A 13,179-nucleotide genomic window follows, 5' to 3' on the forward strand; every position below is an offset into this window, starting at 1 on the left:
GAGGATCGCTGAGGCAACAAAAAACCCGCGAAGCGTTGCGCCGTCGCGGGTATTCGAACATGCTCGAGATACGACGAGACTCGAACTCGCACAGCTTTGGTCACTACTCCCTCAAGATAGCGTGTCTACCAATTTCACCACGTCGGCACTTCGGTACTGCAAGGGGCGCAGTTCTAGCGTCACGTTGCGCGTTTGTGGCGCGGGATGACCCGATCGCGGGGCAGGCGGCGGCGATCCCGGTAGAATTCGTTGGATCGGTCTGACGATCATCGCAACCGCAACCCGTTTTCTCCCGTGACCCACACCCTCGAACAACTGCAGGCCGGACAACTGTCGGGCGCACGGCAACTCAAGCTCGCATGCGGGTTGACCGAATTTCCGCGCGAGATCTTCGATCTTGCCGACACGCTCGAAGTGCTCGACCTGACTGGCAATGCGCTGTCCGCGCTGCCGGACGACCTGCCGCGGCTGCATCGCCTGCGCATCCTGTTTGCGTCCGGCAACCGCTTCACCGCGTTTCCCGACGTGCTTGGCGCGTGCGGGCAACTCGACATGATCGGCTTCAAGGCGAACCGGATTCGCACGGTGCCGAGCGGTGCTTTGCCGCGCGCGCTGCGCTGGCTGATCCTCACCGACAACGCGATCGATGCGCTGCCCGCCGACATCGGCGACTGTGCGCGGCTGCAGAAGCTCATGCTCGCGGGCAATCGGCTGTGCGCGCTGCCGCCCGAGATGGCTGCATGTCGCGCGCTCGAACTGGTGCGCCTGTCGGCGAACCGGCTGGACGCGTTGCCCGACTGGCTGCTGCGTCTGCCGCGCCTCGCGTGGCTCGCTGCTGCCGGCAATCCGTTCGGCGCGGCGCCGGAGGCCGCGGCGTCCGCGGGGCCGGACGTCGCGGAGATCGACTGGGCGTCGCTTTCATGTGAACGGAAGCTGGGCGAGGGTGCATCGGGCGTCATCTACCGCGCGCAGTGGCACGCGCAAGGGCACGCTTCACGAGCCGTCGCGGTCAAGCTGTTCAAGGGGGCGGTGACGAGCGACGGCCTGCCCGATTGCGAAATGGCCGCGTGCCTGCATGCCGGTCGCCACCCGGACCTGATCCCGGTGATCGGCAAGGTGCGCGGGCATCCGGACGGCACGCACGGCCTCGTGATGGAACTGGTCGATCCGGCGCTCAGGAATCTCGCCGGGCCGCCGAGCTTCACGTCCTGCACGCGCGACGTCTATGCGGCCGACGAGAGATTCGCGCCGGCGGAAGCAGTGCGGATCGCGCACGGCATCGCGTCGGTCGCGGGCCACCTGCATGCGCGCGGCATCATGCATGGCGACCTGTATGCGCACAACATCCTGCACGACGGGGCAGGCGGCGCGTTGCTCGGGGATTTCGGGGCGGCGTCGCTCTACGACGTGAACGACCGCACCGTCGGCGCGCGATTCGAAAGGCTTGAAGTGCGCGCGTTCGGCTATCTGCTCGGCGAGTTGCTCGAGCGATGCGAGCCGCGCACGGATACCCTCGATGCGCTCGCGGCGGCCTGCCTGAGTGAAGAGGTCGACGCGCGTCCGTCGTTCGGCGAGATCCTGACGGCGCTCGCCGCGCACACGCGCTGACGCGAGCGCCCGCTTACGCTTGCCGCGCGGTCAGCAGCTTGATCCCGAGCCCGACGAACAGCAGCCCGCTGGCACGTTTGAGCGCACGCACCGCGCGGCTCATGCCGAAACCGCGATGGAACCGGCGCACGCCGGCCGAATAGACGCTGTGAACGACCACGACGGTACAGGCGATCGTCGCGTACATCACGACGAACTGCAGCGCGAGCGGGCGGTCGTGCACGATGAACTGCGGCATGAACGCCGACAGGAAGATCATCGTCTTCGGATTGCTGCCCGACACGAACAGCGCTTCGCGGAACAGCTTCCTGCGGTCGGGCACGGCGATTTCCGCAGCGCTGCCCGACGCGGCAGCCTTGCGGTCTCCGCGCAGTTGCCGGACACCCAGAACGATCAGGTACGCGGCGCCGACGATCTTCATCGCGACGAACAGCGGCGGCATCGCGGCCAGCACCGCGCCGACGCCGAGCGCGACGAGCAGCACGACCACGCCCTGTGCGACGAGGTTGCCCGCGATCGTCGCGGCGGTACCGTGCAACCCGTAGCGCACCGTGTTGCGGATCACGAGCAGCACGTTCGGCCCCGGCGACAGCGTCGTGGCGAGATAGGCTGCGGCAAACAGCATCCAGGTCTGAATGGACATGCGTCGCTCCGAATGGCGGTTCCGGCGGTCGGGATGCACCGATGATGCCACGCCAATAATGGCGCGGGCCGCCGCCGGAACCGCGCATGCGCGGCGCGTCAGCGCGCGTCGCGCATGCAGTACGCGGGGATCGACGGCGGCGTGTCGATCGCGGCGGGCCGCGTCATCCATGCGATCCACGCGGCCCACGACCCGCAGACGATCAGCACGGCGAGATTCAGCGGCGTCCGGTAGCGGACGATCAGGTCGGCCAGCGGCAGGCGGTCTTTCATGTGCGTCTCCTTCGTTCGCGGTACGGGGCGCGTTACTGGCCGGCGTAGGTCGGCGGCTTCGCGTCGCAGGTGACCGGCACCGTCGAGCCGTCTGCGAAACGCAGCCGGAACGGCACCTTCGCGCCAGGCGCGACGGCGTGGCGCGGCTCCTCCAGCATCACGTGATAGCCCTTCGGCTTGAAGACCACCGAGCCGTGCGCGGGGACGACGACCGAGTCGACATGAACCATCTTCGCGGTGCTGCCGTTCGTCTGCGTTTCATGCACCATCGCCATCCCGTACGCGGGGCTGTCGATGCCCGTCAGCGTGGCGGGTGTGTCGCCGTCGTTCTTCAGCGTGAAGTAGCCGGACGACGGTACCGTCGCCGGCATCGCGCGGATCCAGCACGCAGCGGCCTGCACGGCCGGTGCAGCGAACGTGGCAGGGGCTTGCAGTGCGAGCAATGCAACAAGCAGGGCGGTCGGAATCGAGCGTTTCATCGTTTGTTCTCCTTATGGCGGGACGCAGGGCGCGCGCGTGCGTTACTTCAGCGTGAACGTGTAGCGGCCTTGCGTACGATGGCCGTCGGTTGCGACGGCGACCCACGCGACCGTGTACGTGCCGGCCGTCAGGCTGGCCAGTGCGACCTGCATCCGTTTCCGGTTGCCGGCGTCGACGGCCGATTTCCCGTCGGCGACCGATTGCCCGTGGCTGTCGGTGACGGCGATCGAGCTGAAGGCCGGTTCGAGCGCTTCGCTGAAATTGATCGTGACTGCGTGCGGTGCGGCCGACAGCGTGGCGTCGGCGGCCGGGTCCTGCGTTTTCGGCATGGCATGCGCGTGCGCAGCCTGGATGACGATGAAGCCGAGCGCGGCGAGTGCGCCGCGAAAGAAAGTGGCGATGTTCATGACGGTGAGCGTCCTTCGAAACGTGACATGTCACGCACGCGGGCGGCGTGCGCGGGCCGTGCGATGCGCTACGGCATTACGCGTGATGGCAACGGATCAGGACGTGAACGGCGGGGCGCGCGGCTGCGCGGCCGTGAGCGGCAGCGCGCGGCGCAGGCTTTCGAAGCGGGTGGCCGCGCGGTGCTGGATCACGCGCACGTTGGCCGCGAACGTCAGTTCGGGCGCGGGCAGCGCGGGCGAATGGGCAAGCAGGCTGCAATAGCCGCATGCCTGGAGGTGGGCTTGCAGGCGCTTCGTCGACGCATCGGCCGAGTGGTCGCCGGCGGCCGGCGCGGCCGTGCAGTAGCCGGCCAGCAGCGCGTCGACACGCCCTTGCGTCGTCAGCGCCTGCGAGATCGCCGGCGCGAGCGCCGTCATCAGGATGGCGAGCATCCCGATCAGACTGCCGATCTTCCGGAGGCGACGACTCAGCATGCGATGCGCGGCGGCGGGTGGACGAAGATGGAGCGGATTATGCCACGCACGTCGATTCGCGGGATGGCAGCGGTGTGCGACGAAGCGGCACGCTACGCGTGCTTCGCCAGGTACTTCGTGATCAGCATCATCTGCGCGGCCCAGCCGTGGTCGTTCATCTCGCGTGCCTTTGCGCGGCGCGCTTCGATCAACTGGTCGAAGCCAGCTTCGGTGACCGTGAGCAGCGTGCCGCCGGCCTGGGCGGCGAGCGTGAACGTGACGAGCGTCATCGGCTCCGACGCGTAATCGAAGTTCGGGTCGATCGCGAATGGGTGCCAGCGAAACGAGAACAGTTGCTTCGGTTCAACGCGATCGACGACGATTTCGAACACAGTGCCCGCATAGGGCTCCTGCGCCTTGGCGACGTCGTCGTCGACGCGCGTCGGCGTGATACGGCCGAACAGCGGCTGGCCGGCCGCGAACGGGCCGTCGAACGTGACGCCGAACCACTGGCCGAATTCGCCGGAATTGCTGATGGCTTCCCAGACGCGGTCGGGCGATGCCGCGAGCTGGGCGTGTTTCTCGATGCGGTCGGTTTGCTGGGTCATCACGTTCTCCATGCAGGATCAGGCGTTGCAGGACGGCGCGCGCGACCGCACGCCGCATCTAGTCGAGCATGACCGCGTCGGGCACGTCGAGCACGAGGTCCGACGTCGCGACGGCCACGCACGGCAGCGTATAGCCGTCGGCCTTTTCCTCGCGGCTCAGGCCGGGCCATTCGATCGTGTAGCGTACGCTGCCGCTGACGATCCGGCAAAGGCAGCTTCGGCACGTGCCGTTGCGGCACGAGCGCGGCAGCGAGACGCGCGCGAACGCGGCGGCTTCGAGCAGCGTCAGCGAATCGGGGGCGTCGAAGGTCGTGCCGAGCGGCTCGATGCGCACGAGGGGCGGGTGGTCTGGGTCGGTCATGACGAATGCGGGCGGCGGTTCGGCGGCAACGCGCCAAGCATACCCGAAGCGGCCGGCAGCCTCCGCCGGCCGTGGGCGTCAGTGCCGCCGCAGGTAGCGGTACACGGTATTGCGCGCGAGGCCGAGCTCGCGCGCGGCCGCCGATACGTTGCCGCCGTGCCGCGCGAGCGCGGCGTCGATCACCGCGGCCTGGTGGCTTTGCAGCGTCGTGCCTTCGCGCGTGCCGGCCGGTGCGGTCGGCATGGCCGGCGCAGCCGCGGCGGGCACGGCCGGCGCGTCGTCGCAGTCGAGCCAGAAATCGTCGGGCAAATGCACGAGCGCGATTTCGGCTTCGTCTTCGGCGAGCATGCCGGCCGTGCGCAGCACGTTGGTCATCTGCCGCAGGTTGCCGGGCCAGCGGTGGCGCGTGAATGCGTCGAGCACGTCGGCCGCGATTCGGCGCGGCATCGGTTCGCTGCGTGCCAGCCGCGCCAGGATGCGGTCGACGAGCGCGGGCAGGTCGGTACGCGCGGCGAGCGCCGGCAGCGTGACCGCGAGCCCGTTGATCCGGTAGAACAAGTCTTCGCGGAACGTACCGTCCGCGATCATCGCGCGCAGGTCGCGATGGGTCGCGCAGACCACGCGCACGTCGACCGGCACCGCGCGTGCGCCGCCGAGCGGCATCACCGCGCGTTCCTGCAGCACGCGCATCAGCCGCACCTGCTGCGCGAGCGGCATGTCGCCGATTTCGTCGAGAAACAGCGTACCGCCGTCGGCCTGCGCGATCTTGCCGGGGCTGCCCCGCTTGCGCGCGCCCGTGAACGCGCCGTCTTCATAGCCGAACAGTTCGGCCTCGATCAGCGAATCGGGCAGCGCCGCGCAGTTGACCGCGACGAACGGGCCGTCCGCGCGCGGCGACGCCTGGTGCAGTGCGCGGGCGAGCCATTCCTTGCCGGTGCCCGTCTGACCGAGGATCAGCAGCGGCAGGTCGCGCCCGCGAATCTTCGCGACGCGCTCGAGCACGGCGGCCATGCGTGCGTCGCCGGTGTCGAGCGTCGCGAACGTGATGGTGTCGGGGTCCGGCGCGCGTACGCGTGCGGCCGGCGCGGGCGGCGTGACGGCCACGGCCGTCTTCTGCACTTCCGGGAATTCGCAGCGTGCGAGCACGCGCACGCCGGTCGACAGCGTCAGGCGGAACGTGGCGCCCGGCGCGCGGGCGGCCTGCTGCGCGAGCTGGCCGAAGCGCATGCCGAACAGCGCATCGCAGGCCTGATGCTGCAGTGCGTCGAACGACGCGCCGAGCTGGAATTGCGCGCTGCGGTTCGCGGCGATCAGCCCGCCGTCGGGGCCGAACGCGACGAGCCCGGCGAACAGCGAGTCGACGCAATCCTCGTGTGCGTGAAAGCGCAGCCGCAGTGCTTCGCCGCACTGGTTCGCGAACAGATGGTTCTCGATCAGCTGCGCGGACATCCGTACGAGCGCGAGCGTATGCGGGCTGGAGCCGCGCGGGTCGCCGCTCACGTCGAGCGTGCCGAGCGTGCGGCCGAACGGATCGACGATCGGCGCGCACGAGCAGGTGAGGATGTGGTTCGCGCGCAGGAAGTGTTCGGACCCATGCACGACGACGGCCTGGCCCGACGCGAGCGCGGTGCCGATCGCATTGGTGCCGCGCGCGCCTTCGGCCCACGACACGCCGGTGCACAGCGCGACGCGGTTGGCTTTCTCGATGAAGTCCGCGTCGCCGATGCTGTGCAGGATCACGCCGTCGGCGTCGGTCAGCAGCACGAGGCTTTGCGTATCGGCGATCTGCGCGTGGAGGTCTTCCATCACCGGGCGCGCGTGGGAGAACAGCGTGTGATTCGTGTCGAGCAGTTCGCGCAGCGCGATGCGCGACAGCGGCGCGAAATCGGGGCGTTCGTGCGCGCGCAGGCCGACCGCGGTCGAACGCGCATGCGCCTGCGCGAGCAGGTCGGTGCGACCCGCAGCGGCGGGCAGCACGAAGGGTTGCGGCATGACTTGTCTCCTGTTCCCGGGGCAACCTGGGCCGACCGAATCGGAACCGGCGGCGGAGTGCGTCTCCGCTCGCGGTGCACCATCCGGCGCAACAGCCGACCGTCCGGGTACGCATCATCATACAAGCGCCACGTGCGATGCGCGACCGCGAACAAAATCCCCTTGCTTTTAAGCGCCCGCCTGCAATGATGGAAATGGAGCACGCACGCGCCGTGTTCCGCACTGCAACATGCATGCGACGCGACATGCATCCGTTCGGGAGACGCATCATGGTTCGGACGGAACTGAGAGTCGTGCTGGCGGCCATCGCCACGTTCATCATGCTGGGCGGCATTGCCGTGGCGATCCACGGATTGCTGTTCGATCTGACCGATGCGGTGCAATACGGGGCGGCCGCGATTGCGGTGGGCGTCACGACTGCCGCGATCGCGCTCAACATCTGGCCCACCGATCCGCACTGACGCCCGTTTCCGAAACGGTGCCTGATGCCGCGCTGATCTGACGAATGGCGCGTCGGAACGACGCACGCGGGAAAATTTGTCTCCTGCGCGAAACCGTCTAAAGTGGAAATCAACCGGCATGCATTGACCGCGCCACACTCCGCGGTCGGGGCCTCCGCCGGCGAGCCCGCGTACATTTCGTCCGGCCGGTAGCGGACGACGGACGCGGTCATTCGTTTTCTACCGGTCGAGGCAGCGCCCATGCAGATCCATTTCACGAATGAGAAGCCCGAGTATTCGGGGCGTGACCTGATGCTTGCATTCACGGCACTGGTCAATGGCGAGCGCGTCCAATGTCAGATCACCGCCGAGGCGCTGGAAGACCACTTCGGCGCGGCATCGCCGCGCTTCGAGGACATGGTCGGCGCATTCGACCAGCACCGCGACCGTATCGAGGCGGCTGCGCGACGCCTGCTGTCGGAGACGCGCGCGCAGTGCGTGACGCTGCGCAGCGGTTACGTGCGCTTCTACGAGGCCAACTGGCGCTGACGACACGACGCTCGTCTTGCGGCGCGCGCGACCGTGCGCGGCGCACGCGAAGACGTTGCCTTCACGCAATGCCGTTCGGCGGAGCCGGGCGGCATTTTCGTATGCGGGCGGCACCGGTCGACCGGGCGCACGCACGGCCCGGTACGCCGATTATCAGGATCGCAGAAGAAATCGCGAGAAAACAGAAACGCCACCCGAAGGTGGCGTTTTCGCATCGTGTCGCGCAGCGATGCGCTTCGCTTACTCGCTGCCGAGGTAGAAGAAGCGGAACAGGAACACGGCCGCGATGATCCACACGATCGGCTTGACCGTGCGCGCCTGGCCCGTCAGCAGCTTGAGGCCGCCGTATGCGATGAAGCCGAATGCGACGCCGTTCGCGATCGAGTAGGTGAACGGCATCAGCAGTGCAGTCAGCGCGGCCGGCACGGCTTCCGTCGCATCGTCCCACGGTACTTCGACCATCTCGCGCAGCATCAGGCACGACACGTACAGCAGCGCCGGCGCCGTTGCGTAGGCCGGCACGACGCCGGCGAGCGGGGCGATGAACAGGCACGCGAGGAACAGCACCGCGACGGTGATCGCCGTCACGCCGGTGCGGCCGCCGGCCTGCACGCCCGACGCGCTTTCGATGTACGCGGTGGTCGACGACGTGCCGAGCACCGAGCCCGCGACGATCGCCGTGCTGTCGGCGAGCAGCGCCTTGTTCAGGCGGTTCATCTTGCCCTCGACGAGCAGGCCCGCGCGGTTCGCGACGCCCATCAGCGTGCCCGTCGCGTCGAACAGCTCGACGAGGAAGAACACGAGGATCACGTTGATGATGCCGGTCGACAGCGCGGCGCCGATGTCGAGCTTGAACAGCGTTGCATCGATCGACGGCGGCGCGGAGAACACGCCGTGGAACTGGTTGCCGCCGAAGAAGAACGACAGCACCGTGACGCCGATGATGCCGATCAGGATCGCGCCGCGCACGCGCAGGTGGTCGAGCGTGACGATCGTGAAGAAGCCGACGATCGCGAGGACCGTCGTGGGCTTGTGCAGGTCGCCGAGCGTGACGAGCGTGGCCGGGTTGCCGACGATCACGCCCGACGTCTTCAGCGAGATGATGCCCAGGAACAGGCCGATACCGGCGGTGATCGAGATCCGCAGCGATTTCGGAATGCCGTTGACGATCGCCTCGCGCACGCGGAACAGCGTGACGAGCAGGAACAGGCAGCCGGAGATGAACACGGCGCCGAGCGCGGCCTGCCACGTGAAGCCCATCCCCTTGACGACCGTGTACGCGAAATACGCGTTCAGGCCCATGCCGGGCGCGCACGCGATCGGGTAGTTCGCGTACAGCCCCATGATGATCGACGCCAGCGCCGCGACAAGGCAGGTCGCGACGAACACGGATTCCTTCGGCATGCCGGCATCGCCGAGGATCGCGGGGTTGACGAAGATGATGTAAGCCATCGTCAGGAACGTGGTGACGCCCGCGAGTATCTCGGTGCGGAAGTCGGTGCCGGCTTCAGCGAAGCCGAAATACCGCTTGATGGATTCCATGAAGGCGTTTCTCCGGTCGGATCGTGTTGATTGTTGTGCCGAATTGTTTTACAGGCAGCGCGCGGCCGGCCTAATGTAACCAGCCACTATTGCCCGGCTATCGGCGGATTGTAATAGCGCGGATAGCTCGGACGATATAGTTGGAGGGCACGATCGGTTGCCTGCGCGCGAACGGTCTGGCAGCCCGGCCGCGCGACGAAGGCGCGCATTTTACCGGTTCGCGCGGCACGGACCGGCAGAAATGGCGGAAGCGGGCGAAATGAAGGAAGCGGAAGCGGGAGGGGCGCGGAAAACCGGCCGATGCGTGCGCAACGGCATGGCGGCCGCGTCGCGCGTGGCGAGTGCGCGACGACATGCGATGGAAACCGCGCGGACACCCGTGCGCGGCCGGTAAGAATGCCCGGCAGCGGCGTGCAGCGGCCATTCGTCAGCCCGGGCGGGTGCAGTATCGGGCTATCCTGCGCCGAAGCCGTCCCGTCCGCAACTGTCATTTCGCGATGCGGGCGCGACTGTGGTTTCTGTGTAAAAGATTGCAAGACCCCATCGCATAAACCGGCAAGTCTTTCTAGGATAGATACACCGCGCATGCACACGCCGGCCGGTAATTGCCGACGCGGGGGAGTCGCAGTCCGTGCAGGCCAGGCGGTGAATGGCGGTCAAGGCCGTTGCGCGTTTGGGCAGGCACGGCCGGTCAGGCATGGCCGATTGCGATTGCCCGATGCGGGTTCGTCCGTAAATCACGGAGGTCAGCATGTTGAACTGGATCAGCCGTTGGGCGATGCGACACGCCCCCACGCCGGAAAAAACCGCAGCGTCGATGCTCGTGACGGCGCGCATGGAACTGTTCGCAGCCGAACAGCGCGTCATCGATGCGAAATTACAAGCGGATTACTGGCGTACACGAGTGTCATTCCTCGAAGAGGTGCAGAAGCAGGGCATCGATCCGTGGGTGACCTCGCAGGCAGCGCAACGTCCCGACCTTGATTCCACTCCCCGGAGCACGGGCCCGCGTCTCGCCGCCAGCACCTGATGCACGCATTGCATCCGGCCGTTGCGCACGGCGCGCAATCGCTCGCGGCACGCACTGGCGTGCCGCGGCATTCGATGCGCACCTGCGGCGTGCTGCGCCGCGGGTGCGTCCGTTTCCGGTCGCGGCCGTTCCGCGTCTCGCGTGCTTGACGGCACGTCGCTCATCCGCTGCTTCTCCCTACCCCGACGAGCAAACGTTGCACTTGCGCAAGCGCGCGCCTGAAGCGCTCGCCGCGGCGCACGTACGCGGTCGTGATCGTCGCTTCAGCCGATCGGTCGGCATCGGTGCCGATCCAGATGCGCTCGCCGCGCGCGATGCGCAGCACGTCGCCGGGGCGCACCCAGTCATCATCGACGCTCGGCGGGCGCGTGACCCACAGCGCCGCGCCATGCGTGCGGAGCTCCGCATCCTGCGGCGCGCGCCAGGTCATCGTCGTGCGCGGCGCGACCGCGAAACGGATCACGACAGTCGGTAGTGCGATCGTGCCGGTGCGGCGCCGATCGGGACGGTCAAACAGCTGGCTTGCCTTGTCCATCGTCTTCTCCATTCAGTGAGCCGGACGGATGACGCGCACCAGAACAAAAAGGCCTCATCCGTTTCCGGTGAGGCCTTGTGTGACATGCGGTATTGCTCGATTGCTAACGCACAAGCGCCTCCCGTGAATCATTCTTTCGAATGTTCATCGAGCAATGAATCGCGACGGCGATGAGCTTGAACGTAGGCATGCGAACGATTTTGTTGTCGGGCTGCGGTGTTGTCAACGACAATTTTCGGGAGATGCGCGGGCGATACGTTGCCGCGCGCGTGCTGCGTTTCATGAGGTCGCTGCGCACGCGGATCGAGTGCACAGCGATGCATGATGCGTCACTCGGGACGTCATCGACATCGTTCGCCCAGCAGGGTACGCAGCTGCGCGAGCGCACGCGCAAGCCACGTGTCGCGTCTCATCACGTACGCAGTCGTGATCGACGCTGCGGCGGGCCGCTCGTCGTCGGTGCTGATCCAGATGCGATCGCCGCGCTGCACGCGCAGCACGTCGCCGGTTCGAATCCAGTAATCGTCGACGCTGCCCAACCGCGTGATCCACAGCGTCGCATCGTGCACACGGATCTCGGCGTCATGCTGGGCACGCCACGCCAGCGTCCTGCGCGGCGCGACCGTGAAATGCAGCTCGACTCTCGGCAATGCGATTGCGTCGGTGCGGCACCGATCGCGACAAACAACCAGCCGGCTTGCTTGGTCCATCGTCATCTCCATCCGTTGAGCCGGGCGGGATGACGCGCACCAAAACAAAAGGCCTCATCCGTTTCCGGCGAGGCCTTGTGACATGCGCAACTGAATCTCGATGCTAACGCACAAGCGCCTCCGGTGATCGCCACGCATGGGCGTTCACTCGTGTTTTATGCGCGATGGCGTTGGGCTTGAGCATAGGCATGCGATCGAGTGTGTCGTCGCAGCGCGGCAATGTCAACGGAAATTTCGAGATACGTGGCGGTTACGCGTCGCGTTGCGCGAGGCCGTTCACGAGCAGCTCGGACAGCAGGCCGGTCATCCCTTCAGGGTGCGTGGCCGCACGCGCCTTCAGCTGTTCGACGAGCTCGGCGTTGAGCTTGCACGCGAACGGCACGAGGCCCTGTTCCTGGTCGAGCTTGCGCTGCGCTCGGCGGTCCAGCTTGACCGCTTCTTCGGCACCCTTGCCGAAACGCGCGGAGCCGGACTGCTTCATCGCTTGCGTCAGCTTGAGCGCCTTGTTCTTTTCGAGATCGGTTTTCTTCATGGCCATCGCGGCACCTCCGGGAAATTGAAGCCGCGATTGTACGCATTTCGGCGGGCGCCGCCCGCCGAACCGGCCGGAAACGCGGTCAGGCGCCCTTCGTCGTGCCCCAGTTGCCGCCGTGCGCGGCTGCCTGCGCGGCCGGCGAGCGCGCGAGGTAGGCGAGCGCCTGCTCGGTCGAACCTTCGTGGTGCGGCGTATAGCCCGGCTTGAAATAGCGCAGCGCCGCGCCGATCACCTTCCAGAACGACGGCAGGTGCCCGCGTCGCGAACCCTGCCACCACGCGCGCACGAAGCCCGGATAGCGGCCGGCGTCCGGGTCGCGCCGGTACATGAACTTCGCGCCGGTCGTGATGTAGTAGAGCAGCAGCAGGATCACGAACGCCATGTGCACGCAGCGCTCCGGATAGTTGCCGCCCAGGTGCCGGTAGATGTCGAACGCGACGGTGCGGTGCTCGACTTCCTCGGCGCCGTGCCAGCGCAGCAGGTCGACCATCGTCGGGTCGGCACGGCCTTCGTCGAGCCCGTGCGCGTTGAGCACCCAGTTGCCGAGATAGCCGAAGAAGTGCTCGAGCGACGCGATGACGGCCAGCTGCTGCCGCAGCCAGAAGCGCGTATGGCCGATCTTCAGCCCGAGCGGCTGCTCGCCGAGCACGCGCGTGAACAGCCGGTTGAGTTTCTGCGTGAACGGCTTCGTGTCGATCCCGTGCCGGTCGTAGTAGTGCTTCAGCACGCCGCCGTGCGAGCGTGAATGCACGGCTTCCTGGCGCAGGAAGCCTTCGGCCTCGTCGCGCAGGCGCGCATCGGTGATCAGCGGCAGCGCCTTGTTGTACACGCGGCAGAACCACAGCTCGCCTTCCGGGAACAGCAGGTTCAGCGTGTTGATGATGTGCGTGCTGCCCGGATCGTTCGGCACCCAGGTAATCGGCGTGTCGCTGAAGTCGAACTTCACGTGCCGGGCCCTGATCTTGTGATAGTCGGCGGTATCGGTCATGTTGTCTCCCTGTGCGGCGTCATGCG

18 protein-coding genes and 1 tRNA gene are annotated in these 13,179 nt (G+C 67.1%); 4 read left to right on the forward strand and 15 right to left on the reverse strand.

Features of this window, described 5'->3' with window-relative positions; all coding sequences use genetic code 11:
- Nucleotides 1-63 precede the first annotated feature (63 nt).
- Nucleotides 64-145, reverse strand: a tRNA-OTHER gene (locus AC5LXX_RS19640).
- 149 nt (nt 146-294) lie between these two features.
- Here AC5LXX_RS19640 and AC5LXX_RS19645 point away from each other — a divergent pair.
- Nucleotides 295-1,608 carry a leucine-rich repeat-containing protein kinase family protein gene (locus tag AC5LXX_RS19645; RefSeq protein WP_493412761.1) on the forward strand — a complete coding sequence of 438 codons (1,314 nt, stop codon included), beginning with the start codon at nt 295-297 and terminating at the stop codon, nt 1,606-1,608.
- Nucleotides 1,609-1,621: 13 nt separating this feature from the next.
- Here the strand turns inward: AC5LXX_RS19645 and AC5LXX_RS19650 are convergent, their stop codons facing one another.
- The 8 genes from AC5LXX_RS19650 to AC5LXX_RS19685 form a co-directional block, all read right to left on the reverse strand.
- Nucleotides 1,622-2,251: a LysE family translocator gene (locus tag AC5LXX_RS19650; protein ID WP_493412762.1), complete on the reverse strand. Its 630-nt coding sequence runs from the start codon at nt 2,249-2,251 to the stop codon at nt 1,622-1,624.
- A gap of 98 nt (nt 2,252-2,349) precedes the next feature.
- Nucleotides 2,350-2,523, reverse strand: coding sequence for a hypothetical protein (locus AC5LXX_RS19655; RefSeq protein ID WP_493412763.1), 174 nt, complete (start codon nt 2,521-2,523; stop codon nt 2,350-2,352).
- 32 nt (nt 2,524-2,555) lie between these two features.
- Nucleotides 2,556-3,002: a copper chaperone PCu(A)C gene (locus tag AC5LXX_RS19660; protein WP_493412764.1), complete on the reverse strand. Its 447-nt coding sequence runs from the start codon at nt 3,000-3,002 to the stop codon at nt 2,556-2,558.
- A gap of 42 nt (nt 3,003-3,044) precedes the next feature.
- A complete protein-coding gene (copC, locus tag AC5LXX_RS19665) occupies nt 3,045-3,410 on the reverse strand; it encodes a copper homeostasis periplasmic binding protein CopC (protein ID WP_493412765.1) in 366 nt (121 codons plus the stop codon).
- Between the two features lie 96 nt (nt 3,411-3,506).
- Nucleotides 3,507-3,884, reverse strand: a complete 378-nt coding sequence (locus tag AC5LXX_RS19670; protein WP_322081226.1) for a DUF2946 domain-containing protein — start codon at nt 3,882-3,884, stop codon at nt 3,507-3,509.
- Nucleotides 3,885-3,976: 92 nt separating this feature from the next.
- Nucleotides 3,977-4,471: an SRPBCC family protein gene (locus AC5LXX_RS19675; RefSeq protein ID WP_493412766.1), complete on the reverse strand. Its 495-nt coding sequence runs from the start codon at nt 4,469-4,471 to the stop codon at nt 3,977-3,979.
- A gap of 58 nt (nt 4,472-4,529) precedes the next feature.
- Nucleotides 4,530-4,832: a 2Fe-2S iron-sulfur cluster-binding protein gene (locus AC5LXX_RS19680; protein ID WP_077220533.1), complete on the reverse strand. Its 303-nt coding sequence runs from the start codon at nt 4,830-4,832 to the stop codon at nt 4,530-4,532.
- Between the two features lie 78 nt (nt 4,833-4,910).
- Complete coding sequence (locus AC5LXX_RS19685) at nt 4,911-6,824, reverse strand: sigma-54-dependent Fis family transcriptional regulator (protein ID WP_493412767.1); 1,914 nt, start codon at nt 6,822-6,824, stop codon at nt 4,911-4,913.
- Nucleotides 6,825-7,009: 185 nt separating this feature from the next.
- On the opposite strand from AC5LXX_RS19685, the gene AC5LXX_RS19690 reads away from it, so the two are divergent.
- Both AC5LXX_RS19690 and AC5LXX_RS19695 read left to right on the forward strand, forming a co-directional pair.
- Entirely contained in the window at nt 7,010-7,285 is a 276-nt protein-coding gene (locus AC5LXX_RS19690; protein ID WP_311767318.1) for a DUF2964 family protein, read from the forward strand.
- 240 nt (nt 7,286-7,525) lie between these two features.
- Nucleotides 7,526-7,813 (forward strand): DUF1488 family protein, encoded by a 288-nt coding sequence (locus AC5LXX_RS19695; protein WP_011354308.1) that lies wholly within the window; start codon nt 7,526-7,528, stop codon nt 7,811-7,813.
- A gap of 240 nt (nt 7,814-8,053) precedes the next feature.
- Here AC5LXX_RS19695 and AC5LXX_RS19700 read toward each other — a convergent pair whose 3' ends face one another.
- Nucleotides 8,054-9,355: an NCS2 family permease gene (locus tag AC5LXX_RS19700; protein WP_493412768.1), complete on the reverse strand. Its 1,302-nt coding sequence runs from the start codon at nt 9,353-9,355 to the stop codon at nt 8,054-8,056.
- 751 nt (nt 9,356-10,106) lie between these two features.
- Here AC5LXX_RS19700 and AC5LXX_RS19705 point away from each other — a divergent pair.
- Nucleotides 10,107-10,385: a hypothetical protein gene (locus AC5LXX_RS19705; protein ID WP_006480752.1), complete on the forward strand. Its 279-nt coding sequence runs from the start codon at nt 10,107-10,109 to the stop codon at nt 10,383-10,385.
- A gap of 160 nt (nt 10,386-10,545) precedes the next feature.
- Here the strand turns inward: AC5LXX_RS19705 and AC5LXX_RS19710 are convergent, their stop codons facing one another.
- From AC5LXX_RS19710 to AC5LXX_RS19730, 5 genes are all read right to left on the reverse strand, one after another.
- Nucleotides 10,546-10,920 carry a DUF2917 domain-containing protein gene (locus AC5LXX_RS19710; protein WP_493412769.1) on the reverse strand — a complete coding sequence of 125 codons (375 nt, stop codon included), beginning with the start codon at nt 10,918-10,920 and terminating at the stop codon, nt 10,546-10,548.
- A 103-nt stretch (nt 10,921-11,023) separates the two neighbouring features.
- Complete coding sequence (locus AC5LXX_RS19715; RefSeq protein WP_124456602.1) at nt 11,024-11,203, reverse strand: hypothetical protein; 180 nt, start codon at nt 11,201-11,203, stop codon at nt 11,024-11,026.
- A gap of 58 nt (nt 11,204-11,261) precedes the next feature.
- Nucleotides 11,262-11,630: a DUF2917 domain-containing protein gene (locus AC5LXX_RS19720; protein WP_493412770.1), complete on the reverse strand. Its 369-nt coding sequence runs from the start codon at nt 11,628-11,630 to the stop codon at nt 11,262-11,264.
- Between the two features lie 250 nt (nt 11,631-11,880).
- Entirely contained in the window at nt 11,881-12,168 is a 288-nt protein-coding gene (locus AC5LXX_RS19725; RefSeq protein WP_493404889.1) for a hypothetical protein, read from the reverse strand.
- A 79-nt stretch (nt 12,169-12,247) separates the two neighbouring features.
- A complete protein-coding gene (locus AC5LXX_RS19730) occupies nt 12,248-13,153 on the reverse strand; it encodes a metal-dependent hydrolase (protein WP_493412771.1) in 906 nt (301 codons plus the stop codon).
- Between the last annotated feature and the right edge of the window lie 26 nt (nt 13,154-13,179).

The sequence above is a fragment of the Burkholderia torrens genome (assembly GCF_984668525.1).

What these genes read in the sequence shown, in the direction of transcription:
- AC5LXX_RS19710 (WP_493412769.1), bottom strand. Translation starts at nt 10,920, where the DNA reads ATGGACAAGGCAAGCCAGCTGTTTGACCGTCCCGATCGGCGCCGCACC.
- AC5LXX_RS19720 (WP_493412770.1), bottom strand. Translation starts at nt 11,630, where the DNA reads ATGGACCAAGCAAGCCGGCTGGTTGTTTGTCGCGATCGGTGCCGCACC.
- AC5LXX_RS19655 (WP_493412763.1), bottom strand. Translation starts at nt 2,523, where the DNA reads ATGAAAGACCGCCTGCCGCTGGCCGACCTGATCGTCCGCTACCGGACG.
- AC5LXX_RS19730 (WP_493412771.1), bottom strand. Translation starts at nt 13,153, where the DNA reads ATGACCGATACCGCCGACTATCACAAGATCAGGGCCCGGCACGTGAAG.
- AC5LXX_RS19680 (WP_077220533.1), bottom strand. Translation starts at nt 4,832, where the DNA reads ATGACCGACCCAGACCACCCGCCCCTCGTGCGCATCGAGCCGCTCGGC.
- AC5LXX_RS19685 (WP_493412767.1), bottom strand. Translation starts at nt 6,824, where the DNA reads ATGCCGCAACCCTTCGTGCTGCCCGCCGCTGCGGGTCGCACCGACCTG.
- AC5LXX_RS19700 (WP_493412768.1), bottom strand. Translation starts at nt 9,355, where the DNA reads ATGGAATCCATCAAGCGGTATTTCGGCTTCGCTGAAGCCGGCACCGAC.
- AC5LXX_RS19675 (WP_493412766.1), bottom strand. Translation starts at nt 4,471, where the DNA reads ATGACCCAGCAAACCGACCGCATCGAGAAACACGCCCAGCTCGCGGCA.
- AC5LXX_RS19695 (WP_011354308.1), top strand. Translation starts at nt 7,526, where the DNA reads ATGCAGATCCATTTCACGAATGAGAAGCCCGAGTATTCGGGGCGTGAC.
- AC5LXX_RS19690 (WP_311767318.1), top strand. Translation starts at nt 7,010, where the DNA reads ATGATGGAAATGGAGCACGCACGCGCCGTGTTCCGCACTGCAACATGC.
- copC (WP_493412765.1), bottom strand. Translation starts at nt 3,410, where the DNA reads ATGAACATCGCCACTTTCTTTCGCGGCGCACTCGCCGCGCTCGGCTTC.
- AC5LXX_RS19725 (WP_493404889.1), bottom strand. Translation starts at nt 12,168, where the DNA reads ATGGCCATGAAGAAAACCGATCTCGAAAAGAACAAGGCGCTCAAGCTG.
- AC5LXX_RS19660 (WP_493412764.1), bottom strand. Translation starts at nt 3,002, where the DNA reads ATGAAACGCTCGATTCCGACCGCCCTGCTTGTTGCATTGCTCGCACTG.
- AC5LXX_RS19705 (WP_006480752.1), top strand. Translation starts at nt 10,107, where the DNA reads ATGTTGAACTGGATCAGCCGTTGGGCGATGCGACACGCCCCCACGCCG.
- AC5LXX_RS19670 (WP_322081226.1), bottom strand. Translation starts at nt 3,884, where the DNA reads ATGCTGAGTCGTCGCCTCCGGAAGATCGGCAGTCTGATCGGGATGCTC.
- AC5LXX_RS19715 (WP_124456602.1), bottom strand. Translation starts at nt 11,203, where the DNA reads ATGAAACGCAGCACGCGCGCGGCAACGTATCGCCCGCGCATCTCCCGA.
- AC5LXX_RS19650 (WP_493412762.1), bottom strand. Translation starts at nt 2,251, where the DNA reads ATGTCCATTCAGACCTGGATGCTGTTTGCCGCAGCCTATCTCGCCACG.